Origin of the sequence: Terrirhizobium terrae, from assembly GCF_030323265.1 — a bacterium.
Taxonomy (GTDB): domain Bacteria; phylum Pseudomonadota; class Alphaproteobacteria; order Rhizobiales; family Rhizobiaceae; genus Neorhizobium.
The window spans coordinates 453,165-478,194 of sequence record NZ_CP104990.1; the positions used below are offsets into that span (position 1 = coordinate 453,165).

At 57.8% G+C, this 25,030-nt stretch carries 15 protein-coding genes, 5 pseudogenes and 1 riboswitch; of the genes and pseudogenes, 8 read left to right on the top strand and 12 right to left on the bottom strand.

Annotated elements, in window-relative coordinates; genetic code table 11:
• The first annotated feature begins 50 nt into the window (after positions 1–50).
• Positions 51–1,493, top strand: a complete 1,443-nt coding sequence (locus N7E02_RS02150; protein ID WP_286577880.1) for a GumC family protein — start codon at positions 51–53, stop codon at positions 1,491–1,493.
• Between the two features lie 267 nt (positions 1,494–1,760).
• A pseudogene (locus tag N7E02_RS02155) lies at positions 1,761–4,612 on the top strand (bifunctional aconitate hydratase 2/2-methylisocitrate dehydratase).
• A 449-nt stretch (positions 4,613–5,061) separates the two neighbouring features.
• Here N7E02_RS02155 and ribB read toward each other — a convergent pair.
• The 6 genes and pseudogenes from ribB to N7E02_RS02185 all read right to left on the bottom strand — a co-directional run bounded on the left by ribB (position 5,062) and on the right by N7E02_RS02185 (position 11,205).
• Complete coding sequence (ribB, locus tag N7E02_RS02160; protein ID WP_286577881.1) at positions 5,062–5,694, bottom strand: 3,4-dihydroxy-2-butanone-4-phosphate synthase; 633 nt, start codon at positions 5,692–5,694, stop codon at positions 5,062–5,064.
• Positions 5,695–5,806: 112 nt separating this feature from the next.
• Positions 5,807–5,950: riboswitch (FMN riboswitch) on the bottom strand.
• A gap of 97 nt (positions 5,951–6,047) precedes the next feature.
• Positions 6,048–6,857 (bottom strand): DeoR/GlpR family DNA-binding transcription regulator, encoded by an 810-nt coding sequence (locus tag N7E02_RS02165; protein WP_286577882.1) that lies wholly within the window; start codon positions 6,855–6,857, stop codon positions 6,048–6,050.
• 90 nt (positions 6,858–6,947) lie between these two features.
• Positions 6,948–7,943 carry an ABC transporter permease gene (locus tag N7E02_RS02170; RefSeq protein WP_286578405.1) on the bottom strand — a complete coding sequence of 332 codons (996 nt, stop codon included), beginning with the start codon at positions 7,941–7,943 and terminating at the stop codon, positions 6,948–6,950.
• Between the two features lie 83 nt (positions 7,944–8,026).
• Positions 8,027–9,571 carry a sugar ABC transporter ATP-binding protein gene (locus tag N7E02_RS02175; protein ID WP_286577883.1) on the bottom strand — a complete coding sequence of 515 codons (1,545 nt, stop codon included), beginning with the start codon at positions 9,569–9,571 and terminating at the stop codon, positions 8,027–8,029.
• The gene (locus N7E02_RS02180; protein ID WP_286577884.1) at positions 9,568–10,191 is read right to left on the bottom strand and encodes a DUF2291 family protein; all 624 of its coding nucleotides are present in this window, start codon (positions 10,189–10,191) and stop codon (positions 9,568–9,570) included. Before N7E02_RS02180 ends, N7E02_RS02175 begins: the two co-directional genes overlap by 4 nt.
• Positions 10,192–10,264: 73 nt before the next feature.
• Positions 10,265–11,205: pseudogene (locus tag N7E02_RS02185) on the bottom strand (D-ribose ABC transporter substrate-binding protein).
• 350 nt (positions 11,206–11,555) lie between these two features.
• On the opposite strand from N7E02_RS02185, the gene N7E02_RS02190 reads away from it, so the two are divergent.
• The 5 genes from N7E02_RS02190 to tpiA are packed head-to-tail and all read left to right on the top strand — an operon-like array spanning position 11,556 to position 16,663.
• Positions 11,556–12,536 carry a sugar phosphate isomerase/epimerase family protein gene (locus N7E02_RS02190; protein WP_286577885.1) on the top strand — a complete coding sequence of 327 codons (981 nt, stop codon included), beginning with the start codon at positions 11,556–11,558 and terminating at the stop codon, positions 12,534–12,536.
• Positions 12,537–12,595: 59 nt separating this feature from the next.
• Complete coding sequence (locus tag N7E02_RS02195; protein ID WP_353622756.1) at positions 12,596–13,417, top strand: transketolase; 822 nt, start codon at positions 12,596–12,598, stop codon at positions 13,415–13,417.
• Positions 13,417–14,379 (top strand): transketolase family protein, encoded by a 963-nt coding sequence (locus tag N7E02_RS02200; protein ID WP_286577887.1) that lies wholly within the window; start codon positions 13,417–13,419, stop codon positions 14,377–14,379. Before N7E02_RS02195 ends, N7E02_RS02200 begins: the two co-directional genes overlap by 1 nt.
• Positions 14,376–15,860: an FGGY-family carbohydrate kinase gene (locus tag N7E02_RS02205; RefSeq protein WP_286577888.1), complete on the top strand. Its 1,485-nt coding sequence runs from the start codon at positions 14,376–14,378 to the stop codon at positions 15,858–15,860. The genes N7E02_RS02200 and N7E02_RS02205 overlap by 4 nt, the downstream gene beginning before the upstream one ends.
• Positions 15,861–15,910: 50 nt before the next feature.
• A complete protein-coding gene (gene tpiA / locus N7E02_RS02210; protein ID WP_286577889.1) occupies positions 15,911–16,663 on the top strand; it encodes a triose-phosphate isomerase in 753 nt (250 codons plus the stop codon).
• A 247-nt stretch (positions 16,664–16,910) separates the two neighbouring features.
• Here tpiA and N7E02_RS02215 read toward each other — a convergent pair whose 3' ends face one another.
• The 6 genes and pseudogenes from N7E02_RS02215 to N7E02_RS02240 form a co-directional block, all read right to left on the bottom strand.
• A complete protein-coding gene (locus N7E02_RS02215; RefSeq protein WP_286577890.1) occupies positions 16,911–18,005 on the bottom strand; it encodes an ABC transporter ATP-binding protein in 1,095 nt (364 codons plus the stop codon).
• 12 nt (positions 18,006–18,017) lie between these two features.
• Positions 18,018–19,934: a glycoside hydrolase family 127 protein gene (locus N7E02_RS02220; protein WP_286578406.1), complete on the bottom strand. Its 1,917-nt coding sequence runs from the start codon at positions 19,932–19,934 to the stop codon at positions 18,018–18,020.
• A gap of 19 nt (positions 19,935–19,953) precedes the next feature.
• Positions 19,954–20,816, bottom strand: a pseudogene (locus N7E02_RS02225) (carbohydrate ABC transporter permease).
• A pseudogene (locus N7E02_RS02230) lies at positions 20,813–21,726 on the bottom strand (carbohydrate ABC transporter permease). Before N7E02_RS02230 ends, N7E02_RS02225 begins: the two co-directional pseudogenes overlap by 4 nt.
• Before the next feature lie 58 nt (positions 21,727–21,784).
• Positions 21,785–23,022: pseudogene (locus N7E02_RS02235) on the bottom strand (ABC transporter substrate-binding protein).
• 53 nt (positions 23,023–23,075) lie between these two features.
• Positions 23,076–24,092, bottom strand: a complete 1,017-nt coding sequence (locus N7E02_RS02240) for a LacI family DNA-binding transcriptional regulator (RefSeq protein WP_286577891.1) — start codon at positions 24,090–24,092, stop codon at positions 23,076–23,078.
• A 594-nt stretch (positions 24,093–24,686) separates the two neighbouring features.
• Here N7E02_RS02240 and N7E02_RS02245 point away from each other — a divergent pair.
• The gene (locus tag N7E02_RS02245) at positions 24,687–24,989 is read left to right on the top strand and encodes an ArsR/SmtB family transcription factor (RefSeq protein WP_286577892.1); all 303 of its coding nucleotides are present in this window, start codon (positions 24,687–24,689) and stop codon (positions 24,987–24,989) included.
• The last annotated feature ends 41 nt before the right edge of the window (positions 24,990–25,030 follow it).

Here is a 25,030-nt window from a genome sequence, read left to right on the forward strand (position 1 = left end):
GTATAGTAGATCCTCTGGCAATAGTGCGCAAGCTTCGTGAGCGAGCGTTGTTGATCGGTCTCATCGCATCTACCGTCGTTGTGCTAACAGCCGCCTATGTGTTTACGGTGCCTCCCGTCTACACCGCCTGGACGCGAATTGTCATCGATCCGAGTGTTCGCAAACCGTTCGATGATCTGAATGCGCCGTCGCTGCTTGGCAATGAAGCGCTCGCTGTCGATACCCAGCTATTGATAATATCCTCGGCTGCAGTGCTTGGCCCGGTCGTTACGGACCAAGCGCTAGCTGAAGATCCGGAATTCAACAAAGCTTCCGCTGCGGGACCTTCAGAAGGAACTAGGGCGAAAGCAATTGAAAACCTTGCGAAGGCGCTCACCGTGGCGCGCGAGGGCGCAACTTACGTCATCTCCATCGGCGTGAAGTCTCAGAACGCTGCTAAATCCGCGAGGCTGTCAAGCGCGATCGCCGATTCCTACGTCCACGAACAGCAGCAATCTCAGCTCCATCACTCCGAACAACTTGCCGAGCAGATCGACGGGCGGCTTGTCGACCTTCGCAACCGATTGCGAACAGCCGAAGAGAAAGTACAGCAATATCGTGCCGCCAAGCGGTTGCAGGGTTCCGCCGACGGGACCTTGCTTGCCGGACAGGAATTATCGGGGCTGAACGCTCAGCTCGTAGAAGCCCGCAGTGCTTTTGCTACAGCCACGGCTGCGAACGAGGAGATTCAGCGCTATTTGCGCCGAGAGATTGAGCCAACGTCACTCAGCAATGTGGTCAATTCGCCGCGAATGCTTCAACTCCTTGACGAATTTGCGCGGACGTCCAAACAGGAGGCCTCGCTTGGTTCCTCCATGCTGCCGCAACATCCCTCTATACGCCGCCTTCAGTCGGAACTCCAACGCCTATCCTCGCTGATCCGCGATGAGCTGCGCGCCGTCAGTGACAATAATAAAGTCGAGTTAGAGGTTGCGCGGCAAAGGGTTCAGAATCTGGAGCGCCAGATGGAAACCGTTCGGCTATCCTCCGACAGCGGCGAAGAGGAATTGATCGAGTTGCGCGAGCTGGAGGCCGAAGCACGCTCAACCCGGGCCGTCTACGAAAACGTTCTCGGGCGTGCCAAGGAGCTGGCAAATCTCGATCAGGTGACGATGCCCATAGCGCGCATCATAAGTCCTGCGCAACCGCCAGAGAACCCGTCCTGGCCAAAGAAGAAAGCGCTTCTCGGCGTCGCCGCCGCCGCAGGCTTCGCCTTGGGGATCGCAATCATCGTCAGCTGGGAAGTCTGGAGCCAATTGCGTTCTTTCCTCTTAAGGCAGGAGGAAATCCAAGGCATGGGGGATGAAGATATGCATCCGCCTCAGGCGGCCGAAGCTGGGCCTTGTCTCAACCAGTTATCGCATGCCGCACCCACAATCGCTGTCCTCCCGGACGATCCTGGATATGGTCGTGAGCGGCCCGCATCGCTTCTCTCATACATAAAAGCCGGCTGAGTGTGACCCCAATAGCCAAGGTTCATATCTCGATGCACATCCGATTCAATCTTTTCGAGAATGGATTGGGATAGCCATCACGAACCAAGCCGCGAAGATCAAGCCGTTATCGCAGCATTGCTGAAAACCATTTTTTTAGTGAAATGCGGTATCTTGTCACACGGCGCTGGTTGACGTACTCCGTACGCCAGCGCCTTTGGGCCGATTAACGAAAGCGTGAAATGGTGCTGCTTCCGAGCGCCATAAACCGGATGACATGGGACTGAGATGAACCTTTACTTGGATTACCTGGCCGAGATCAAAAGCAGAGAAACTCAGCAGCTCGCTCCCAAGCCTATTGATGACGGCGCGCTTATCGGCGAAATCATCGGTCTGATCGCAGACGCTGGTAGTGAGTACCGAGCCGATGCCCTGAAGTTCTTCATCTACAATACGTTGCCGGGGACAACCAGCGCAGCGGGTGTCAAAGCCTCCTTTTGAAGAAGATCATTCTTGGCGAAACGATAGTCCCGGAGATCACTCCCGAATTCGCTCTTGAACTGCTGTCGCATATGAAGGGCGGGCCGTCGGTCGAAGTGCTGCTGGACATAGCGCTCAGCGACGATTTGGCGATCGCAAAGCTAGCAGGTGACGTGCTGAAGACGCAGGTCTTCCTCTATGACGCCGACATGTTCCGGCTGCGCGATGCCTACAAGGACGGCAACGCGGTCGCAAAGGACGTGCTGGAAAGCTACGCCAAGGCCGAATTCTTTACCAAACTGCCGGACGTGGAAGACGAAATCAAGGTCGTCACCTTCATCGCCGCCGAAGGCGATATATCCACCGACCTGTTGTCCCCAGGCAACCAGGCGCATTCGCGCTCCGACCGCCAATTGCACGGCCAGTGTATGATCACGCCTGAAGCACAGGCGGAAATCATCGCGCTGCAGAAGCAGCATCCGGACAAGCGGGTGATGATGATCGCTGAGAAGGGCACGATGGGCGTAGGCTCATCGCGCATGTCTGGCGTCAACAACGTGGCGCTGTGGACCGGCAAGCAGGCGAGCCCCTATGTGCCCTTCGTTAACTTCGCCCCGGTCGTCGCCGGCACCAATGGCATTTCGCCGATTTTCGCGACCACCGTCGACGTCACCGGCGGCATTGGCATCAACTTGAAGAACTGGGTCAAAAAGCTCGACGAGAACGGCAAGCCGATCCTCAACAATGATGGCAATCCGATCCTAGAGCAGAAATATTCCGTTGAGACCGGCACCGTCCTGAAGATCGACGCGAAGAACAAGAAGCTGCGCGACGAGAACGGCGAGGAACTGGTCGACGTAGCTGCAGCCTTCACTCCGCAGAAGATGGAGTTCATGAAGGCAGGTTCGTCCTACGCAATCGTCTTCGGTAAGAAGCTACAGACTTTTGCCGCCCAGACGCTGGGTGTCGAGGCTCTTCCAGTCTTCGCTCCAAACAAGGAGCTTTCAACCAAAGGCCAGGGCCTGACCGCTGTCGAAAAGATCTTCAACCGCAATGCTGTTGGTGTCACTCCGGGCAAGGTCCTGCATGCAGGATCCGACGTTCGGGTGAAGGTCAACATTGTCGGTTCCCAGGATACGACCGGTCTGATGACCGCGCAGGAACTGGAAGCAATGGCGGCCACAGTTATCTCGCCGCTGGTCGACGGTGCCTATCAGTCGGGCTGCCACACGGCATCCGTCTGGGACAAAAAAGCCCAGGCCAATATTCCGAAGCTGATGTCCTTCATGAACAATTTCGGCGTTATAACCGCCCGTGACCCGAAGGGCGTCTATCATTCGATGACGGACGTTATTCATAAGGTCTTGAACGATATCACCGTTGACGACTGGGACATCATCATCGGCGGCGATAGCCATACCCGCATGTCGAAGGGCGTTGCCTTCGGCGCGGACAGCGGCACCGTGGCGCTGGCGCTTGCCACCGGCGAAGCGACCATGCCGATCCCGCAGTCGGTCAAGGTCACCTTCAAAGGCACGATGCAGCCCTATATGGACTTCCGCGACATCGTGCATGCCACGCAGGCGCAGATGCTCAAGCAGCATGGCGACAACGTCTTCCAGGGCCGCATCATCGAAGTCCATATCGGCACGCTGCTCGCCGACCAGGCCTTCACCTTCACCGACTGGACGGCCGAGATGAAGGCCAAGGCTTCGATCTGCATTTCTGAAGACGAGACGCTGATCGAGTCGCTGGAAATCGCTAAGTCGCGCATGCAGATCATGATCGATAAGGGCATGGACAATGCCGCCAAGACCCTGCAGGGCCTGATCGACAAGGCAGATCGCCGCATTGCTGAAATCCGCTCAGGCGAAAAGCCGGCGCTCAAGCCGGATGATAACGCCAAGTATTTTGCGGAAGTTGTCGTCGACCTCGACATCATCAATGAGCCGATGATTGCCGATCCTGACGTCAACAATGCTGATGTTTCCCGCCGTTACACTCACGACACGATCCGCCCTGTGTCCTATTATGGCGGCACCAAGAAGGTAGATCTCGGCTTTGTCGGCTCGTGCATGGTGCACAAGGGCGACATGAAGATCGTTGCCCAGATGCTGAAGAATATCGAGAAGGCGGAAGGCAAGGTCGAGTTCAAGGCGCCGCTCGTCGTTGCCGCTCCGACCTACAACATCATCGATGAGCTGAAGGCCGAAGGTGACTGGGAAATCCTGCAGAAATATTCAGGCTTCGAGTTCGACGACCTGAAGCCGAAGACTGCCAACCGCACCGAGTACGAAAACATCCTTTATCTCGAGCGCCCGGGCTGCAACCTCTGCATGGGCAACCAGGAAAAGGCAGAAAAGGGTGACACGGTTCTTGCGACCTCCACCCGTCTGTTCCAGGGCCGCGTTGTCGAAGACACTGCCGAAAAGAAGGGTGAATCGCTGCTGGCTTCCACTCCGCTCGTAGTCCTATCCGCGATCCTCGGTCGTACGCCGAGCATTGAGGAGTATCGTGTGGCTGTCGAAGGCATCAACCTGACGAAGTTCGCGCCACCAAAGACGACGCCAATCGATTCCTTTCGGTCCACTACTAAGCGACAGCCTCCGCGGAATTCGCTCCGCCAACCCTGTTTTAAAGGGCGTCGAAGAGTGATGTAAATTGAACACGCCGGAGTGAAACCCGGCGTGCGCTATCGGAGGCGCGTAAAGCGGCTCCGATGCAAGAAATCTTTTCAAGCTGGAAAAAGCGCTGCGGATTTGCAGCGCAATAGCTGATGCACGACTTCGAACAGCTTCATTTCCAGGGAGAGATGATCTCGTGGGTGTAACTTCCACCTTGATGTCATCATATTGATAGAAGCTTTTTCAGTGGCTCGATACGCGTGACAGCGTCCGCCCGATTGTCCGGGCTTTCATAATGGCAAAACCGCTCGTAGACGAAGCAGCTCTATGGCCTTTTCGCTGTGATGCAAAATTTCAAGGGCGGTTCACGGTCTGGGGGCGCAGCTTGTACAATCGCGCCGTTCCGGCCAAACAGCGGCAAAGTCCCTCGCCGCTGCTTAGCCATGAACACCTGTACGCCATTTGTCGATGCGAACGCGACGCGCCTAGGCGGCTTCTGTTGCCCAACGCGTTGGCTCGCCCATATAACTGATCAAGTCTTCAATCGTTACGATTAGTAAGCCGTGCACCTCGGCGAAATCTTCTAGGTCGGCTAGCCGGGCCATCGTGCCGTCATCTTTGGCAACCTCGCAAATTACGCCGGACGGAAATTTTCCGGCCAAGCGGCAAAGGTCGACCGCTGCTTCCGTGTGCCCAGCGCGACCGAGAACGCCATTGGGATGAGCTCGAAGGGGAAATATATGGCCCGGACGAGCAAAATCATCGGGCTTCACGGCCGGATCAACAAGCGCCTTGACTGTAGCAGCGCGGTCTGCTGCGGAGATGCCGGTCGACGTTCCGGGGATGTAATCGACGGAGACCGTAAAGGCTGTCTTCATAGACTCCGTGTTGTTGGGCACCATCAACGGGATATCGAGTTCATCAAGACGCTCCTGCGCCATCGACACGCAGATCAGTCCACGCGCCTTGTTCATCATGAATGCAATTTTATCCGCCGTCGCATCCTCGGACGCAAAGACCAGGTCGCCTTCGTTTTCGCGATTCTGGTCATCAACCACTACCACCATGTCCCCGCGGGAGATGGCATCGATGGCATCTTCAATTGTGGAAATCGTCATTTACAAGTCTTTCAAGGGTTAAGCCAGTTAAGGCTGTTGCATCGGTTCGCACCGATAAACTTTCCCTTGGGCGAACAAGCACCACGAGCAGCCTGGTCAAAGGCCGCCGCGTGTTTGGTCTCTTCCATCCGGACTTTAACCGTCGGCTCCGGCATCTCACCGGATCTGCTGACCTTCCTTTTGGGGAAGCGCTCGCGGGCTCCGGGAAAATCCCGATACCGCCGGTGGGGAGTTTCACCCCGCCCTGAGAACAAATGGAATGTATTTCAACAATTGCTCGAATTGCAACGGCTAATCGTGCCGCAATTTGCCCGATTTTACGAAAGTATTGCGCCCACAGGCAGCAACATGATCTATTTTGCTATCAGCAGCTCGATGCCTCGTTTTTCGAATTCCTTGGCGTCGCGATCGGAGATTCCGTCATCGGTGATGAACGAGTTGATGACATCCAGTGATCCAAGCCGTGTAAATGACGAGCGATTGATCTTCGTGGAATCCGCCACAAGATACACGTGCGCAGCTGCCTTTATCATCGCTTCTTTCAGCTGCAGATCGGCAAAGCTTGGATAGGTAAGCCCCGCGTCGAGGGCCACTCCGGCAGTGGCCAGGAACAGCTTTCCAGCGAAGATGTTGCGGAAATATTCTACCGACTTGTCGCCGGAAAGCGAGAGGGTGGGAGATTTGAATTGGCCGCCGGGCATATGAACCGCGAAACTCGGAACCGAGCCCAGAATGATCGCGATATTTAGAGCATTGGTGATCAATGTCAGGTCGCGGCGGCTCGTCAGGCGGGTCGCAATTTCGGTCGTCGTTGTTCCCGCGTCGAGGATCAGGGTCTCGCCATCTCTGACGAGGCTTGCTGCCAGCGTGCCGATACGGCGTTTCTTGTCCATGTTCTCCTGGTGGTGGAGCGTCATGGTCCCGGTCTGCGGCGCCGAAGTGTTCAGATAGGCTCCGCCGTGTTCACGGGTTATGAAACCTTCGTTTTCAAGCCTTTCAAGATCCTGGCGAATGGTGGCTTCCGAGACATGGAAGGCGCTCGCCAGTTCCCGCACACGCGCCGATCCTTCTTCTTGGAGCCATTCGAGGATGCGCCGTCGCCTGGGCTCGGACAAAAGTCCGATCATCGATTCCGACGTATCTTGCTCGTTTTTCGCTTCCATATCGTCCTGCCTGAAGTCGCAATTCGCTATCAATCGAAGCTAATCGATTCTCCTCCAACCCTTACAGTATCGGTTTCCCGCATCAAATGCTCAATTGGCATTCTGCTGCAAGACCACGCGGGCCTGCAGCTTCTGCTGAACCTGATCCACGACGACAGCGGCAATGATGACGAGCCCTTTGATGACGGTTTGCCAGAAGGAGGAGACGCCCATCATGATGAGGCCGTCAGCCAGGATACCGATCACGAAGGCACCTACGATCGTTCCGGCAATGCGTCCGCGCCCACCAGACATTGATGTTCCACCCAGTACTGCCGCGGCGATCGCGTTCAGTTCGAAGGTTTCACCGGTTGCTGGGTGGCTGGCCTGAAGCTGGGAGGAAATGATGAGGCCGACGAGCGCCGCGCAGACGCCGGAGAACATATAGACGAAAAGCTTGATGCGGTCGACGCGCACACCGGACAGAGCTGCGCCGCGTTCGTTGCCGCCGACTGCATAAATGTGCCGTCCAAGCGGTGTCCGTGTCGCAAGATAGGCCGCAATCAGCGCCACGACGACCATGATCCATACGGATACCGGAAGGCCGAGCAAGGTGCCCGAACCGATCACTCGGAACGTGTCGGAGCCGTATTCCGGATTGCCAGAGAGATTGGGAAAGGTGCGGCCGTCAGAGAACAGGAGTGCTGCGCCACGCGCCACATAAAGGGTGCCAAGCGTCGCAATGAAAGGTGCGACGTTCAGCTTGGTGATTAGCAGCCCGTTTATCCAACCTATGAAAACGCCGACGACGAGTACGATCAGGCAGACTTCTATCGTGTTGAATTGGATGCTGTAGCCGATGCCGAGAAAACCGAGATCGATGCCGTAGAGCACCAGATAGCCGGCGACCATCGCGCAAAGCCCGACGATCGATCCCACCGAAAGGTCTATGCCACCGGCGATAATGACGAAGGTCATGCCGATTGCCAGAAGCGCATTCAGCGCCACATGCTTTGAAATGATGAGCATGTTTCCAGCCGACAGGAAATTCGGAGCGGCAAAGGCGAAAAAGGCGAAAACCAGTATCAGCGCCACGAAGGTGCGCATGTGCAGCAGCAGCAACAGAGCCGATGTGCGGGATTTCTGACCACCGATGACGGTCTTTACGTTGCCTGCGGCGTCGATGCTGCTCATGATAATTCAACCCTGCTGAGATTGGGCGTTGCCGCAGAAACGACGTCCGCCGCGTTGGCGCCGGCCGGGAACTGCCCGGTCAGCCTGCCGTTGGCCATGACGAGGATACGGTCGGAGAGGGCGAGAACCTCTTCCAGATCCGATGTTACGAAAAGAATACCGAGGCCATCCGCGGCCAGGCGCCGCATGGTGCGGAAGATTTCGGCCTTTGCGCCGATGTCGATGCCCCGCGAGGGTTCATCCATCAGCAGGATTTTCGGCTTGGTCATCAGCGCCTTGCCGATGACCACCTTCTGCTGGTTGCCGCCGGAAAGGCTCGATACGGGGTGTTCGAGGCTTGCGATCTTGATCGCCATCCGCTTGACGAATTCCGCCGCTCGAGCAGCCTCTGCCTTCAGGCTCAGGTGAAATCCCCTGGTGAAGTCGCGCAGGGACGACATTGTCAGGTTCTCGCGGATCGTCATGATCTGAACCAGGCCGTCGCGTTTCCGGTCTTCGGGGATCAGTGCCAGACCACGACGAATACGGCCGGATACGCTCTTTTCCTTCACAGGCTTGCCACCGATGAAAAGCTTTCCCGAGGAGTTCGGGTGCTGGGCCATGATGCATTCCAGCAGTTCCGAGCGTCCGGCGCCCATTAGGCCGTAAAGGCCGACAATCTCACCTTCCCGGATCGACAGCGACATGTGATCAACGGCATAACCGCCTGCGGGGCTCGGCAGGCAGATGTTCTCCACCCGGAAAACCTCGCCGCCCATGTCGTGCGCGACGGTCTTGGGAAACTCCTTCGATGCGCTGCCGATCATGTTGGCGACGATCCAGGGAATATCGACGCCTTGCATGGACCGGGAGCCGGTAATCACGCCATCGCGCAGCACGGTGATGTAGTCGCCGATCCGGATCAGTTCCTCCAGCCGATGCGAGATATAGACGATGCCAACGCCTTGCTTCTTGAGATCGTTGATGACACGGAAGAGGACCTCGACTTCCGCGGCTGACAGGGCCGAAGTGGGTTCGTCGAGGATCAGGATGCGGGCATCTTCCGCCAGCGCCTTGGCAATCTCGATGATCTGCTGCTGGCCGATCCTCAGGTTTCCGAGCGGAACATCCGGGTCTATCTCCTGCTCCAGGCGCTTCATCAGCGCCCGCGCGGCAGCAACTTGGGCCGCCCTATCGATGTGGATGCCGCCGCGCGTCTTCTCATGCCCGACGAAGATATTTTCCGCGACAGTGAGGTTTGGGAACAGGTTGAGTTCCTGAAAGACAATGCCGACGCCATGTCTGGCAGCATCCGACTTGTCGGAAAAAACGACCTCCTGCCCATCGAGTTCGATCGTGCCGCCATTCAACTGCTCGACACCGGAAATCACCTTCATCAAGGTCGATTTGCCCGCGCCGTTCTCGCCGACAAGGACATTTACGGCGCCCAACCGGAGATCGAAATCGACATTTTTCAGAGCCTGGGTGCCGGGATATATCTTCGATCCGTTGCGGATCTTGAGGCCGATCGGGTGTAGCTCGTCTTGTGCTGCACCGGTCATGGTGACACCTCTATCGAGACAGGCATGACGAGCGGCTTTTCGCCGGCCGTGCGCATGACGACGGCCCCCAGGAAATCAATGCGTTTGCCCTTCAGCGGCGTGTCTGCACCCGGAAGCTTGGAAACGGCCTTGTCGTTCAGCGCGCGCCCAAGCCTGGCATATTCTATCTGGTCGCGGAACGTGGAGAAGTCGTAGAGTGAGATTGTGTCGCGCAACGCCGTGCCCTTGATGACCGGCCCGAGCTGCAGGGTCGCATCCGCCTTTCCGTCTCCGTCAAGGTCGATATCTGCAACCGCGGCCTTCGAGGCGCGATTTTCAGCGATGACCGCAGCATTTCCCTTCACCGCAAAATTCCAGCCGCCGCCAGCGCCGCCGACGCGAAGCCCGTGATCGGCTCCGGCCTTGTCCAGCCCTCCCTTGAGGGCATTCTGCAAGGTGGCCAGATCCACGGCCTTACCCTTGAGCGCCGGAACCAGCTTGGTATCGAATGTCTCGTCGACAAGCGCCGCGATCGGATCAGCGGCGCCGGCGCCGGCCTCGCCTTGGTCGGTCTTGACCAGTTTGCAGCCGGAAAGGGACGCGGCAAGCGCACTTGCCATCAGCAGGCTCTTAATTTTCATCGATATCCGCACTTTCTTGAAAGCAAGAGCCACCCGGGAGCGCCGTGGCGGTCCCGGGTGCATGGTCGCGGTATTACTGCGTCAGCGCGAAGGTCTCGAGCTTGCCCGCATTGTCTGCGTTGATGAGAATGCAATCCATCAACTGCTTCTCTTCAAGTCCGGTCTTGCCGGTCTTGATGAACTTGTCTGCCTGCTCGACGGCGTTCTGGGCCTGCTGGTAGGCCGGCTGCAGAACAGTCGCCTTAATGCCGCCCTTCTTGATCGAATCGCGGACATCGTTGGACCCGTCGAAGCCGACGACGATAACGTCCTTGCGACCGGCCGCTTCCAGTGCGGCATAGGCGCCCATCGCCATCGTGTCGTTGCCGGAGATCACCCCTTGATGTCGGGATGTGCCTGAAGCATTGATTCCATGACGGTATAGGCTTCCGTCTGCGACCAGTTGGCCGTTTGCTTGGCCACCAGCTTCATGTCGGAATACTGGTCGATCACATCATGATAGCCCTGCGAGCGGATGCCGGCATTGGTGTCGGACTCCTTGCCGACAAGCTCGGCATAGTTGCCTTTTTCGCCCATCAGCTTGACGAACTCTTCCGCACCGAGCTGGGCGCCCTGATAATTGTTCGATACGATCTGCGAAACGGCAACACCCGACGTGGTGATTTCCCGGTCGATCAGGAACGATGGGATGCCCTTGTCTTTAGCTTTCTGGACCGCGGCGACCGAAGCATCGGCGCCGGCATTGTCAAGAATGATCGCTTTGACGCCAGCCGCGATAGCGCTGTCGAACAATTCGTTCTGCTTGTTGGCGTCGTCATCATGGACGAGCACCATTGTCGCGTAACCCAATTCCTTGGCCTTTGCTGCTGCACCGTCGGCTTCCGCCTTGAAAAACGGATTGTCATGGCTTGGCGTGATGATGGCGATTGTGTCCGCAGCGAACGCGGTGCCTGACATCGCACCGGCTATGCCGAGCGCGACGACGGACATCAAAAGACGTTTCGTCAGTTTCATAAGGACCTCCCGTTAGCAAAGCCGCCCTCCAGCAGCTCTTCACGATCAGACTATTGATCACTTTCGTTTGTTGTCAATATATTTTTGATGTCTATCGTTTCGTGAGCAAGCGGCTGAGTCTCGATGCTGACATGCTGCGATGCGGCATCCTTTTCGCTCTGTTCGAGGTGGTGTAAACGAAAATATGCTTGAATGGGATTGTCGGATATGCCACTTAGGCGACGAAACGAAAAAATCGAAAGCAATCGAAAGATAAATCTGACGGCTAAGATGCCATCTTTCACGCCCGGGAGGGTCCGCAAACCAGCGGCGTGTCCGGCATTTGAAATTTGCATATCTGGAGGAAGTCTATGACCACACAACGTTTCGGCGCCGGCATCTGGCACTTCGCCACCTATCTCGATCGTTATGCTACCGATGGCTACGGCGCTCCACGCAGTGTCATTGAGGCGATCGATCTCGCAGGTCAGGTCAGGGACCTGTCGGTGGTAGATATCAACTACCCTTTCTTCGGCGGCGACTTTTCCAACGCCCAGGTGAAGGCGGCACTTGATCGCAACAATCTTGGTGTCATCGGTATCACGCCGGAAATCTATACCCGCGAGTTCGTCAAGGGTTCCTTCACCAGCCCCGATGCTGGCGTGCGCCGACGGACCCACGAGCTTGTCACAGAAGCCTGCGAGCAGGTCCGTTATTTTGGCGCGGATTATGTCAAACTCTGGCCAGGTCAGGATGGCTGGGACTACCCGTTCCAGGTCGATTACGGCACGCTTTGGAAACATTCTCTCGATGGCGTCGGCCAACTCGCCTCGGAAAACCCGGATCTGAAATTCGTCATCGAATACAAGCCGCGCGAGCCGCGGGTGCGCATGAGTTTCGGCTCAGTCGCCCGCACGCTTCTCGGCATCGAGAAGATCGGCCTGCCGAATGTCGGCATCCTGCTCGATTTCGGCCACGCGATCATGGGTGGTGAATCTGCCGCGGACTCCGCTCAGCTTGCCATCGATTACGGCCGCCTCTTCGGCATGGACGTCAATGACAACTACCGGTCCTGGGATGACGACCTTGTTGCGGGCAGCCTGCACCCGATCGAGCTTTTCGAGTTCTTTTATGTGCTGAGAAAGAACAAGTGGGAAGGTGTCTGGCAGCTCGATCAGTTCCCCTTCCGAGAAGACAGCGTCGCTACCGCCAATCACGCGATCGATTTCCTCAAGGCAGCGAGCAAGGGCCTGGATGCCCTGGATGTCGATGCGCTGAAGGAGGCGCAAGGGCGCCATGATGCGATCGGCGCGCTCAAGATCGCACAGAAAGCCCTGTTCGGCGCCATGTAGGTGCCGGGCAGGCGACAGCCAGGTTTGGCACCGGAATTGGCAATCGAAAGGCCATGACAATGTTGAAGAATGATATCGTCGATCAGATCCGCGAGAAGGCATTGTGGATGCGCCGCAGGGCCTTCACCATGGTCTTTGATGCGCAGCTCGGTCATCCGGGCGGGGATTTTTCGGCGATCGACATCATCGCGACGCTCTATTTCGGCGTGATGCGCTACGATCCGAAAAAGCCGGATATGGCAGATCGCGATCGTTTCATCATGTCCAAGGGCCATGCCACTGGTGCGCTCTATACGGCCCTCTGTGCCGCCGGTTATTATCCGGAAGACTGGCTGAGGACCTATATGCAGCCGAAGTCGATGCTGAACGGCCATCCGAACCGCAACTATCTGCCGGGCGTCGAAACCAATACCGGCCCGCTCGGTCACGGCATGCCGGTCGGCCTCGGCATCGCAATTGCCGGTCAGCTGACAAACAGCGATTACCGCACCTTCGTTTTGACCGGTGACGGCGAATTGCAGGAAGGCTCCAACTGGGAAGCTGCCATGACGGCGGGCAATCGCAAGCTTGGAAAATTCACGCTGATCGTCGATCGCAACCGGCTACAGCAGGGAATGGGCACCGAGGAAACCAATGGCCTCGATCCGCTGGACGACAAGTTTCGCGCCTTCGGCTGGGATGTGGACGTAGTGGATGGCCACGACGTTGCGGCGCTCGTCAATGCTCTCTCGGAGCTTCCCGGCGGGCGCTCGAAGCCGCTTTGCATCATTGCCAATACGGTCAAGGGCAAGGGCGTTTCCTTCATGGAAAACCAAGCCGCCTGGCACCACGGCGTGCCGAATGCCGAACAATACGATACTGCCATGGAGGAACTGGTCTGATGGCCGCGCCCACTCAAAAACAGGAAGGTTTTTTCGATTGCCGCGACGCCTGGGCCCGCTCGATTGAGGAACTGGCTGAAAACGACCCGCGTATTGTTGCTGTGGTCAACGATTCCGTCGGCTCGTCGAAACTCGGTGGCTTCCAGAAGAAATTCCCCGAACGTCTCGTCAATGTCGGCATTGCAGAGCAGAACATGGTCGGCGTCGGCGCGGGACTGGCCAACGGAGGCCGCATTCCCTTTGTTTCCGCCGCAGCCTGTTTCCTGACCGGTCGCGCCCTGGAGCAAGTAAAGGCCGATATCGCCTATGCCAATTTCAACGTGAAGCTCGTTGGCCAGTCGTCTGGCGTGGCCTATGGCGAACTCGGGCCGACCCATCACTCGATCGAGGATTTCGCTTGGTTGCGGCCGCTTTCCAATATCAAGGTCATCGTACCATCCGATTCCTGGGAGACCGCCGAGGCGGTGAAATGGGCCGCTGCTTATGAAGGTCCTGTCTATATCCGCTTAAGTCGTATCCCTGTGCCGGATCTCGACGTCCAAAGACGAAAATTCGAGCCTGGCAGGGCCGAGCTTGTCCGTGATGGTGGGGATGTCACCATGATCGCGTGCGGCACCATGGTCCACCTCGCGGTTCAGGCCGCCGCCGCATTGCAGGCGGAAGGCATCTCGGTTCGCGTCCTCAACATGGCGACGATTTCGCCCGTCGATGAAGCAGCCATATCACGCGCCGCCAGCGAGACCGGCGCGATCGTTACCATCGAAGAGGCCAATATTCATGGTGGTCTCGGCGGTGCCGTGGCCGAGCATACATCCGCTACCATCCCAGTCCCGGTCGAGCGCATGGGCTTTCCGGGTTTCGTGCCGACCGGCTCGGTCGAGTGGCTGTTCGACCATTTTGGCTTGACGGTTGCCGGGATAGCCAAGACTGCGCGCAAGGCGATAGGACGCAAGCGCGGATGATGGGTACTCGGGGAGGAGGAGCTGTCATTGCGATCGACCAGGGCACAACCAATACCAAGGCAATCCTGGTTGATGCGGCAGGTGCGGTTATCGCGAAGGCGTCCGCGCCGCTGAAGTCGAGCTATCCCAAGCCCGGCTGGGCAGAGCAATCCGCCGATGACATATGGGTAAGCGTTCAGTCCGTCATCGCCGACGTGGCGAAGGGCCGGGAGCATGAGGTTTCCGGGCTCGCCATCGCCAACCAGCGCGAGACACTGGTGGTGTGGGACGCAGGCACCGGAAACCCGATCGCGCCGGCCATTCTCTGGCAATGCCGTCGCACGGCCAAAGCCTGCGAGAGGCTGATCGCCGAAGGAAAAGATCCTCAGGTGATAGAGGCGACCGGCCTCTCGATCAATGCTCTTTTCCCGGCCTCCAAACTTGCCTGGGTGATGGAGAACGTGACCGAGGCCACGACCCTTGCATCACAGGGCAGGCTTCGCGCTGGCACGGTGGATAGCTGGCTGCTCTATAAGCTGACGGGCGGAAGCGTCTTCGCCACCGATCACTCCAACGCCTCGCGTACGCAGCTTTTCAATACAGGCAAGCTTGAATGGGACGAGGACCTCTGCAGGTTGTTCGGTGCGCCTTCCTCAGTTTTGGCCGAGGTACGGCCATCGGATAGCCGCTTCGGGGAGTTAAACAAAGACGCAACCGCGCTGCCGGCAGGTGTGCCGATCCTCGCAATGATGGGTGACAGCCACGCAGCGCTTTATGGCCACGGCGTTCGCGCACCCGGATTGGTGAAGGCGACCTATGGCACGGGCTCTTCGCTCATGACGCTGACCCCCGAACGCGTCGTGTCGAAAAACGGCCTGTCCAGCACGATCGCGTGGAGCAATACCGATGGCGTCAGTTATGCGCTTGAGGGCAATATCACCGTCTCGGCCCAGGCGGCCGCCTTTGCTGCCGAGATGCTCGGCTTGCCGGATGCCCGTGCACTCTCAGATCTGGCTATGAGCGTGCCCGATAGTGGTGGCGTAATCTTCGTTCCTGCCCTCGCAGGCCTAGGCGCGCCGCGTTGGAACGATAACGTCACAGGCACGATCTCGGGCATGACACTGGCGACAAGCCGTGCCCATATTGCCCGTGCGACGCTCGAGGCGATCGTTCTGCAGATTACCGATGTGTTCAGCGCGATGGAAAAGGATATTGGCGGCACGCTGCAAGGGCTGCTGGCCGATGGCGGTGCTTCTTCCAATGACACGCTTATGCAGTTGCAGGCGGACATTCTCGATCGTCCGGTAACGCGCAGTGGTCAGGCGGAAGTCGGTGCGATTGGGGTGGCCGCCATGGCCCGTCATAGCCTCGACGGCTCGGTTTCTCCGCTCGATGCGTCAAGGGTCGACTTCACACCCAACAAAGACAGAGCGACCGAGGCATGGCGAGACGGAGTGAACCGCGACTGGCGGGCATTGCTGGCGCGGCTGATTGCGAACTGAGGGAAATAGTGTGGGGCTGGTGGAGGAGCCACAGCCCGAAGGGGATCGGAATGGGGACAGCAATAAAGCCACTCGTCGCCGGAAACTGGAAGATGAACGGTGTTCGTGAAAGCCTGGGGCGGATTGAAGAGGTTGCAGCAAGCCGAGTGCTTGCCAGCGATGCCGTCGAGGCTCTTATCTGTGTTCCCTCGACACTACTCCATTCCGCCGCAGTGATGAGTGCCGGGACGCCGCTGCGCATCGGCGCACAGAACTGCCATCACGAAGAGGACGGTGCCTTTACTGGTGATATATCCGCAGGAATGATTGCCGACAGCCTTGGCAGTCACGCCATCGTCGGCCATTCCGAAAGACGGATGGGATACAGAGAGTGTGACGCTACGGTACGCGCCAAAGCTGCGGCCGCACACAAAGCCGGTTTGGCTGCGATCATCTGCATTGGAGAAACGGAAGAGGAACAGGCAACTGGGCTCACTCTGGAAATCCTGCGCCGCCAGTTGGCGGGATCGGTTCCCGATGGAGCCAGTTCCGTCAACACGATCATCGCCTACGAGCCTGTTTGGGCCATCGGAACCGGGCGCATTCCATCCGTTTCGGACATCGCGGTCTCTCACGCATTCATTCGAGATCAGCTTTCCTGCCGCTTTGAGGACGAAGGGGTGGGCATCAGGATTCTCTATGGCGGCTCCGTCAACCCGTCCAACGCCGCAGGAATTCTCGAGATCGACAATGTGAACGGAGCTCTCGTCGGCGGCGCAAGCCTTAGGGTCCCCGACTATTTGGCCATTTGTGCCGCCTTTTGATCGAAAAATAGGTAGCCTCTCTGAAACAGTTGGCGCGATCTCGAGCGATAATTCAGCCAGAACTGGAGCATCCTGTAGGCAAGCGACCGTAGTGCTGCTGCACAATGTCGGGAGTCTCCTGAATGGCGTAACTCGCCTGACTGTATGATCCGGTCTGCTTCAGAGCATGCATTGCCATAGTGCCCCGCAAGTTATGCGGGCACTATGGCACGGCCCTCGATCGCAACTCGCCGGTGTGGCCTTGAGGTCATTGGTCCGGAACTGCTGGTTCTCCAGATAGTCGCGCACCATCCTCTCCGAAAAAGAGACGTTTGTCCGCGGGTATCATCAGGCGTATCTCGGCTCCGGACTTGAAATCTTCTCCCTCACGCTGCTCTACGACCAAGCTTTGACCATCATGTAGAACGCAATAGACGTAGCGTGTCCCGCCAAGATACTCGGAAAAATCGACCTTGGCCGTGATTGTGGCAGCGTCAGAGCCGATTGTGATGTGTTCGGGCCTAATGCCTACGGTGAGGTTTGAGCCGGACGCTATACGCTGTATCGGTTCGGATGACTGCATCTGTTGGCCCGCAATCGTGTATCCGCCAGCGTCTGCCGGGGTGGCTTGCAGGAAGTTCATTCTGGGTGAGCCGATGAAGCCGGCGACGAACATGTTCGCAGGGTTTTCGTAGATCTCTCGCGGTGAGCCGAGTTGCTCGACGCGGCCGCTTCTAAGGACAACGATTTTGTCGGCGAGCGTCATCGCCTCGGTCTGGTCGTGAGTGACGTAGATCATGGTATTGCCGAGTTCACGGTGAAGACGGGCGATTTCGATCCGCATGCTGACGCGCAACTCTGCATCCAAGTTGGAGAGCGGCTCGTCAAACAGGAATACGTCCGGCTCGCGGACGATAGCCCTCCCGATGGCGACGCGCTGCCGCTGGCCGCCGGAAAGCTGCCCGGGGCGGCGATCGAGCAGGGGCTCGATCTTCAGTGTGGCTGCAGCAAGATTTACACGTCGCGAGATCTCCGCCTGATCTGCCCTTGCCATTTTGAGTCCGAAAGCGAGATTTTCCCGCACGGTCATATGCGGGTAGAGCGCGTACGATTGGAACACCATTGCAATGCCCCGGTCGGAAGGATCTAGATCCGTTACGTCGCGGTTCTTGATCGTGACCTCACCATCCGTCACCTCTTCAAGCCCAGCGATCATCCTGAGCAGGGTCGACTTCCCGCAGCCGGAGGGGCCAACGAAGACGACGAAGTCACCTTCGTTGATGTCGAGATCGATCCCGTGGATCACCTGAAGGTTTCCATAGGATTTCCGGATGCCTCTCAGCGAGACGCTTGCCTTTTCCATCGCAATCTCCAATCAGCCTTCCGACTGGAGCCAGACGAGCATCGCTCCAGGCTCGCGGTTGTCCCATAGATGATAGGGGACGAGTGTCGCCGTCGTAGCCGCGCGCTCCGCGGGTCGATTGCGATAGAGGCTCTTCCAGCCGTCTGACTGCTCGCGTGCAACATCAATTTCGATGGCCAGGGCCTCGTTGAGTTCGCTGATTTTCTTTGTTCTCGCAGCAGACAGTTTGGCAGGAACGATGAGTGCGTTCAGGTCACTACCGTTGTCTGTTTCCTCTACACAGTAGATCAGGGGGCCGCGAGCGAGGGCGACACGTCCCGCATCCTGGCGGACCTTGGGCGAAGCGTAGTTCGAGCGCAGCTCCATGGGAAGCTGAAGTTCGACTACATCACCTGTCCTCCAGTTGCGGCGAAGCCGGACATAGCCGTCGACGATCTCTGCAGAAACATCAACATCTGCTCCATTGACCCGCAAAGATGCGTCGGCCGCCCATTCAGGTATCCTGAGTGCGATACCGAACTCCTCGGCTGGTTCGCAGACGATGTCGATCCGGATGTCGCCGCTCCACGGATAGTCGGTCGTCTGAGACAGCTTGACCTTGCTACCGCCAAGGGTGGCCGCAACGGTGCTCTTCCCGTAGAGGTGAACGGCGATCTCGTTCTCGGCAACCGCGTACATATAGGATCCGACGGATGCGACGAGTCGGGCGATGTTCGGCGGGCAGCACGGGCACCGATGCCAAGTCCAGCGATGATGCTTGCCAGTGCTCTCCAGCGGATTGTCGTAGAAGAACGACTTGCCATCTAACGCTAGCCCGGTGAGTGCACCGTTGTAGAGCGCCTGCTCCATGATGTCGGCATACCGGCGGTTCGGCCCGCGGCCGAGCATCCGGGCTGCCCAGAACACGAGGCCGACGGAAGCGCAGGTCTCGGCATAGGCCGTGTCGTTCGGCAGATCGTAGTATTCGGTGAAGCCTTCATTGTAAGCAGCGGGGCCGATGCCGCCCGTAACGTACATCTGTTTGAGGGTCAGGTCGTCCCATAGCCCCTCCAGTGCATCCGTCAGGCTGTCATCGTGGAACTCGGCCGCGACGTCGGCCATGCCGGAATACATGTACATCGCGCGCACCGCGTGGCCGACCACCTTCTTCTGCTCGCGCACCGGGAGATGGGCCTGACTGTATTCGTAGGTCTTGTGATGGTAGACGGCAGGATCGCGGCCGTCACGGAGAGCCTCGTCGGTGAAGAAATGTGGATCCCGTCCGCGTTCGTCGATGAAGAACTTCGATAGATCGAGATACTTCTGCTCTCCAGTCACTCGGGCGAGCTTGACGAGGGCCAGTTCGACTTCCTGATGCCCGCAGTATCCCGGAATCTGTCCTTCGTTGTGGCCAAACACGTTGATCATGTGATCGGCATACCGGCACATCACATCGAGAAGTTTCCGTTTCCCCGTTGCCTGATAATAGGCAACTGCAGCTTCCATGAGGTGGCCAGCGCAATAGAGTTCGTGATGATCGCGCAGGTTCAGCCAGCGGCGGCCCGGCTGCACGCGCTGGAACCACGCATTCACGTAGCCATCTTCCTGCTGGAGCTTCTCATACATGTCGATGATCGCGTCCGCCCGGGCCTCTAGGTCGGGGTTAGGCTTGCGATAGAGCGAGTAGGCGATCGTCTCGATGGACTTCCCGAGGTCGGAGTCCCAGAACATCTGGGTCGATCCCGTCCACTTCTCGTCGATAGGGATCACGATGCCCGGGCTCTCCTGATCTACGTCGATCGCCTGGATCATGCCAGCCTTCTCGCAGCGGTCCAGCAGGATGGCAGCCGTCTCGTCGCAGACGGCGTCTTGCCATTTGCCCCAAAATCCATCGACCTTCACGTCGGGAACGGCAACCGGGCGGAACAGGCTCTTGTTGGGAGTCGTCATTTCAAAAGTCTCCTTGGGATTACTTGACCGCACCGGCCATCAGGCCGCGCATGTAGAAGCGTTGCAGAAGAAGGAATACGACGAGGCAGGGGATCACCATAACGATGACACCGGCCTGAACCGCGCCCCAATCTATCGCCCCCATCCGCGATGAACGGACGGCGGTCATGAGAACGGGGAGAGTGAATTTCTCGGTACTGGACATCAGCACGAGTGCTGCGAAAAATTCGTTCCAGGCATTGAGGAAGGCGAAGATCGCGACCGTCACTGCGCCGGGAAGGACGAGCGGAAAGAGGACACGCACGAGAAGGCGCAGATCGCGGGCGCCGTCGATCCTGGCTGCCTCCTCGATCTCCTTCGGAACAGCATCAAAGGCGTTCCGCATCATGAAGACAGAGAACGGCAGCTGGAGTGTCACATAGACAAGAGTCAGCCCGATCAGAGAGTTGTTTAGGCCCATACGCGACAGGATGATGAAGAGCGGTGTCAGGATGGACTGAAACGGTATCATTAGGGTCGCGATGATCAGGATGAACAACGCGTTCTTGAAAGGAAGCGGTACCGCGAGAAACCATAGCCCGCGAGGATGCTGACGACGACGGTTACCACCACGGTGGCGATCGCGACAAAGAGCGAGTTGAACATGTGCTGCCATATGCCGGCACCGAAACTGTCTAGTGTCCTGTACGCGTCCACGCTTATGTCGGAAGACGGCCACGGTGGAATTGGAGGCATTGCCGTCTCAGAACGCGGCCTGAAGGAGGCGAGCAAGGTCATGGCGAGCGGTGCGAGGAAGAACAGGATGATGGCCGCACCGGCGACGTGATAGGCGGTCGCATGCCGTAGGTTCCGACGTGCTCTCTGTGTCTGCCTTGCTGTCATGGACGATCCTCCCCGACCCGGAGCAGCCATAGTTGGATGATGCTAAGCAGGAGCAGAATGACCAGTAGCGCGATCGAGACCGCTGCCCCGTAACCGAGATTGAAGGAAACGAAGGACTGGTTGAAGATGTAGTAGACGACAGAGATCATCTTGTTCTGGGGGCCTCCGCTGGTCATGATGTAAAACTGGTCGAAGGCAAGAACCGAGCCCGTCACCGATAGGATCAGCGCCAGCGCCATTGTCCGCCGCATCAGGGGGAGCGTCAGATGGCGGAAGCGCTGCCAGGCCCGAGCACCATCGATCCGTGCTGCTTCCGTGAGTTCGGCGGGAATGCCCTGGAGCCCCGTCAGTAAGATGATCATGGTGAAGCCGGCAATCTTCCAGACGACCATGACGACGATGGTCAGGAACGCGGCGTCGAAGGTGGCCAGTAAGTTGCGTCTCCCCTCGGTCAGGCCGATCATCTGGAACAGAGGCGAGAACAGACCGCTGTCGACGTTTGCGAGCCACACCCAAAGGAGTGAAGCGGACGCAAGACCGATCACGACCGGAAGGAAGATGATCGTCCGATAAACGGATACGAACTTGCGTGGTCTGTCGACGAAGAAGGCGAGGGGAAACGCAACCGCGAAGATCGCGATAGTCACGATCCCGGTGTAATAGGCGGTGAACTCGAGCGATGACCAGAAGCGGCTGTCGCTGAACATGCGCATATAGTTCCCGAGGCCTATCCATCGCGGAGCGCCCATCAGCGGCCAGCGGTGCAGGCTCATCCAGATTGTGAAGACCAGCGGCAGGACGAAGAAGACCGTCACGAGGATGATCGCCGGCGCGATGTAGAGCAGACCGCGCCAGTTCCTCTCCGCCGCCGCCTGCGGGGTGCAGATGGCGAGTTGATTTGGGATGTCATTTCGGATCTCGATTTTCCGGACGGGGGCCGCACGCCACAAGGGTGCGGCCCGGCGACACTACTGGGCGCTGTCGATGATCGACTGCATTTCGGCCTGGGCATTTTCAATTGCGCCGTCGACATCATCGCCGAACATCGCAGCGTTGATGAAGATCGACCACGGACTGTTCGGGCTGTTGATCAGATCGTTGAACTGCACAGTGTAGGGTGTCTGCGCTACCTTGATTGCTTCTGCCGCCACAAGAATCCTGGGATCCTGCCCCTTGAGAACCTTTTCGGCTATGTCTGTGCGGGTCGGCAAACTGCCTTTTTCCGCCATGATCCGCTGGCCTTCCTCCGAATAGACATAGTCGAGGAATTTCTCGATCTGCTGAACTCGCGGCGTGCCCTGGGTGATGATGATGTTGTCACCTCCCGCAAAGGAAGTCGGTTTGCCATCGACGCTCGGGATCGGCATCACACCGAAATCTATCTCGGGGTGCTGGGTGATGATCTGGCCGATGCCGAAGGCGCCCAAGCTCTGCTGGCCGACCTTGTTGCCCAAAAACTTCAGGAAGTCGACGCCGTTGTCCGTCGCCGCACTTGCTGGCACCGCACCCGATGCGACCATGCCGCGATAATATTCCACCGCCTTCCTCATTTGAGGTGTGTCCAGCGTGGCCGTCTTTCCCTCATCGGAGATGATGTCAGCTCCGGCGCCCCACACGAGCGGGCCGAACGTGAAGATCATGCAGCCACCACAGCCGCCGCCGGAGAAGTAGAAGCCAGAGTTCCCATCGCCGAGCTTGCCGATTTTTTCAGCATTGGCAGCGATCTCCTCCCATGTGGCCGGAGCCTTATCCGGATCGAGGCCTGCCTGCTTATAGAGGTTCTTGTTCCAGACAAAAACCGAGGTCTCGACGAGTAGCGGCAGGCCGTAGACATGATCCTCGTAGGTGCCAGCCTTTACGTGGGCGGGAGCAAGAGAATTGAAATAGGGCAGCGCTCTTGCGAATTCAGTCATGTCCTCAAGCTGGCCCGCCGCAGCAAAGGCAGGGTTATAGACGATGTCGATCGAAATAGCGTCAGGGGCCTGGCCGCCTGCAACGGCTGTCGCGTATTTCTGGACCATCTGATCGGTAGGAATAACGGTCAACTCAACTTTGTCACCGCCCTTGGCATTATAGGCATCTATGACGGCTTGGAAGGCGCCCCGCCGCTGCCGGACCGGACCCACATGTTGATCGTGTCTGCATGGGCGAACGACGACACGAATATCGTGGCGAGAGCCGTCGCGATGAACTTCCTCTTGAACATCATTTCCTCCTCCTTTTTTGACGGCCGAAACCGCGTCCTCCTGGCTAGATAGGCTAGTCGCTTCCTCCGCATGATCTGCGAACGACAAGCTTGCATGGATGTCTGTAATAACCGGCCTCGACAGGCCTGCCTTCGGCAAGATCGAGTACGGTTCTTCCCGCGATCCGCCCGAGCTCTTTGAGATTCATGTCGATCGTGGTGAGCCCAGGCCGGGTCTGTGCCGCGAAAATCTCCCAATTGTCGAAGCCGATTACGGAGACGTCTTCCGGCACCCGTGCCCCGCGCTCCTTGACTGCATCGACGACACCGCGTGCGATCTGATCGTTTCCGCAGAAGATGCCGTCAGGCCTCTCGCATCCACTGTTCCAGATGCGCATGACAGCTTCATAACCCCATTCCTCGCTCCAGGAACCGAAGAGAACAGGTGCTTCGGGCCCGGCGGTCAGCGAGAAGGCTTGCGCCCGGTCCACGGCAGCAGCAAAATCCTCAGGCCCGGTGATGTGGAGCAACCGGGTTCGCCCAACCGCGGCGAGGCGCTGGACCGCAAGCTTCGCCCCCTGCGCGTCATCGCTGGTCAACACGACGCTGCCTTCGAGACCGCGCGTGAATGCGTAGACAACCGGGACAGGGAGGCCGCTCAGATCGACTGGAAGAGAGCTGTCGATGCGCTTGCCAGTAGCGATGATCCCGTCCACCTGTTTGTCCATCATGGCGTCGACGTGGATCCTCGCGAGATCGGGATTGTCCTCGATCGCGCAAAGGAAGACTGAAACGCCCCTATCTACGAGCTCTTCAGATATCCCGGACATCAGGGGCAGGGTGAAACGCCCGTATGTATCGTTGGTAAGCAGGCCGACAGTGAAGCTGCGGCTGGACAGCAGGCTTCGTGCCAGCGCGTTCGGACGAAACCCGGTCTCCGCGGCGATCGCCTTGACGAGGTTTCGGGTTGCATCGCTCATGCGCCCGCTGCCATTCAACGCCTTCGACACTGTCGATACACTGACTCCTGCCTTTCGGGCGACGTCATGTATGGTCACGCGGGTGCGCCTGATGTCCAAGGTTCCCTCCATCCTCAAGCATGAGAAAACCTTTTCCTTAGTCTTCAGTCAAATGAGAAAACGTTTTCTCATTGCATTTCTCTGCAATTGGTTTCTTGGCATACGTTCAATCCTTAATGTAGCTTGCGGCGCTTGCGACGATTGAAACAGCGAATTGCCGGCGTGATAAGATGGCTCCGTTGAAATGTCTTGCTGCGTTCAGGGTGCTACCACTGGTTCCTGAACTGGAAAGGTCGGTCTGCTGTAACGGGCTTGTCTATGAGGACATTGCGAAGCGACTAATTCTTCCAAGCGCTTGGAAAGCACACCCCGTCAGATGCACATCACGGAAATCAATCTTTCGAGCAAACATGCCCAGACGAAACGATGGGCTAGGTGTCCACAAAGTTGCTCCGGTGGTGCCGGTCTCAGAAAGGTTGCAGACCATGCGAGTGTCGCCGAAACTTGAGAGAGCGCGATAAGGCAAAAGGTGAATGTAAGCGACCTCTGCCTGTCGGAATCTGATAGCTGTTCGAGTTTCGCTCTCATTGCAAACCGGATCCTCAGATTCCGCTAGGTTGAATCGGGCCGCATTGACATATCGGGAAACGTCGATATATACGGCCCATGGAATTGCTCGAGATATTCAAAGCCCTCTCAAACCGGACACGTCTTGAAATCGTGAAAGGCCTGAAGGATCCCGCGAAGAACTTCCCTCCACAGGATGAAGGTGACGTTCATACGGTGGGGGTCTGCGTCAGCAGTATTCAGGAAGGCGTCGGGCTGTCGCAGTCGACGGTCTCCGATTATCTTGCAACCCTGCAGCGTGCGGGCCTGGTGGAAGCCAGGCGCATTGGTCAGTGGACCTACTACAAGCGGAATGAAGCAACCATCCGTGCCCTCGCCGAGATCATCGGCAAGGATCTGTAATTTTTATCTCAGAATATCGATATTTCCCGATATTCCTGTTT

Excerpts from the sequence above, each read along its gene's own strand:
- N7E02_RS02195 (WP_353622756.1), top strand. The coding sequence starts at position 12,596 with ATGTTGAAGAATGATATCGTCGATCAGATCCGCGAGAAGGCATTGTGG.
- N7E02_RS02220 (WP_286578406.1), bottom strand. The coding sequence starts at position 19,934 with ATGACGACTCCCAACAAGAGCCTGTTCCGCCCGGTTGCCGTTCCCGAC.
- N7E02_RS02215 (WP_286577890.1), bottom strand. The coding sequence starts at position 18,005 with ATGGAAAAGGCAAGCGTCTCGCTGAGAGGCATCCGGAAATCCTATGGA.
- N7E02_RS02175 (WP_286577883.1), bottom strand. The coding sequence starts at position 9,571 with ATGACCGGTGCAGCACAAGACGAGCTACACCCGATCGGCCTCAAGATC.
- N7E02_RS02180 (WP_286577884.1), bottom strand. The coding sequence starts at position 10,191 with ATGAAAATTAAGAGCCTGCTGATGGCAAGTGCGCTTGCCGCGTCCCTT.
- ribB (WP_286577881.1), bottom strand. The coding sequence starts at position 5,694 with ATGACGATTTCCACAATTGAAGATGCCATCGATGCCATCTCCCGCGGG.
- N7E02_RS02205 (WP_286577888.1), top strand. The coding sequence starts at position 14,376 with ATGATGGGTACTCGGGGAGGAGGAGCTGTCATTGCGATCGACCAGGGC.
- N7E02_RS02245 (WP_286577892.1), top strand. The coding sequence starts at position 24,687 with ATGGAATTGCTCGAGATATTCAAAGCCCTCTCAAACCGGACACGTCTT.
- tpiA (WP_286577889.1), top strand. The coding sequence starts at position 15,911 with ATGGGGACAGCAATAAAGCCACTCGTCGCCGGAAACTGGAAGATGAAC.
- N7E02_RS02200 (WP_286577887.1), top strand. The coding sequence starts at position 13,417 with ATGGCCGCGCCCACTCAAAAACAGGAAGGTTTTTTCGATTGCCGCGAC.
- N7E02_RS02190 (WP_286577885.1), top strand. The coding sequence starts at position 11,556 with ATGACCACACAACGTTTCGGCGCCGGCATCTGGCACTTCGCCACCTAT.
- N7E02_RS02165 (WP_286577882.1), bottom strand. The coding sequence starts at position 6,857 with ATGGAAGCGAAAAACGAGCAAGATACGTCGGAATCGATGATCGGACTT.
- N7E02_RS02170 (WP_286578405.1), bottom strand. The coding sequence starts at position 7,943 with ATGCGCACCTTCGTGGCGCTGATACTGGTTTTCGCCTTTTTCGCCTTT.
- N7E02_RS02240 (WP_286577891.1), bottom strand. The coding sequence starts at position 24,092 with ATGGAGGGAACCTTGGACATCAGGCGCACCCGCGTGACCATACATGAC.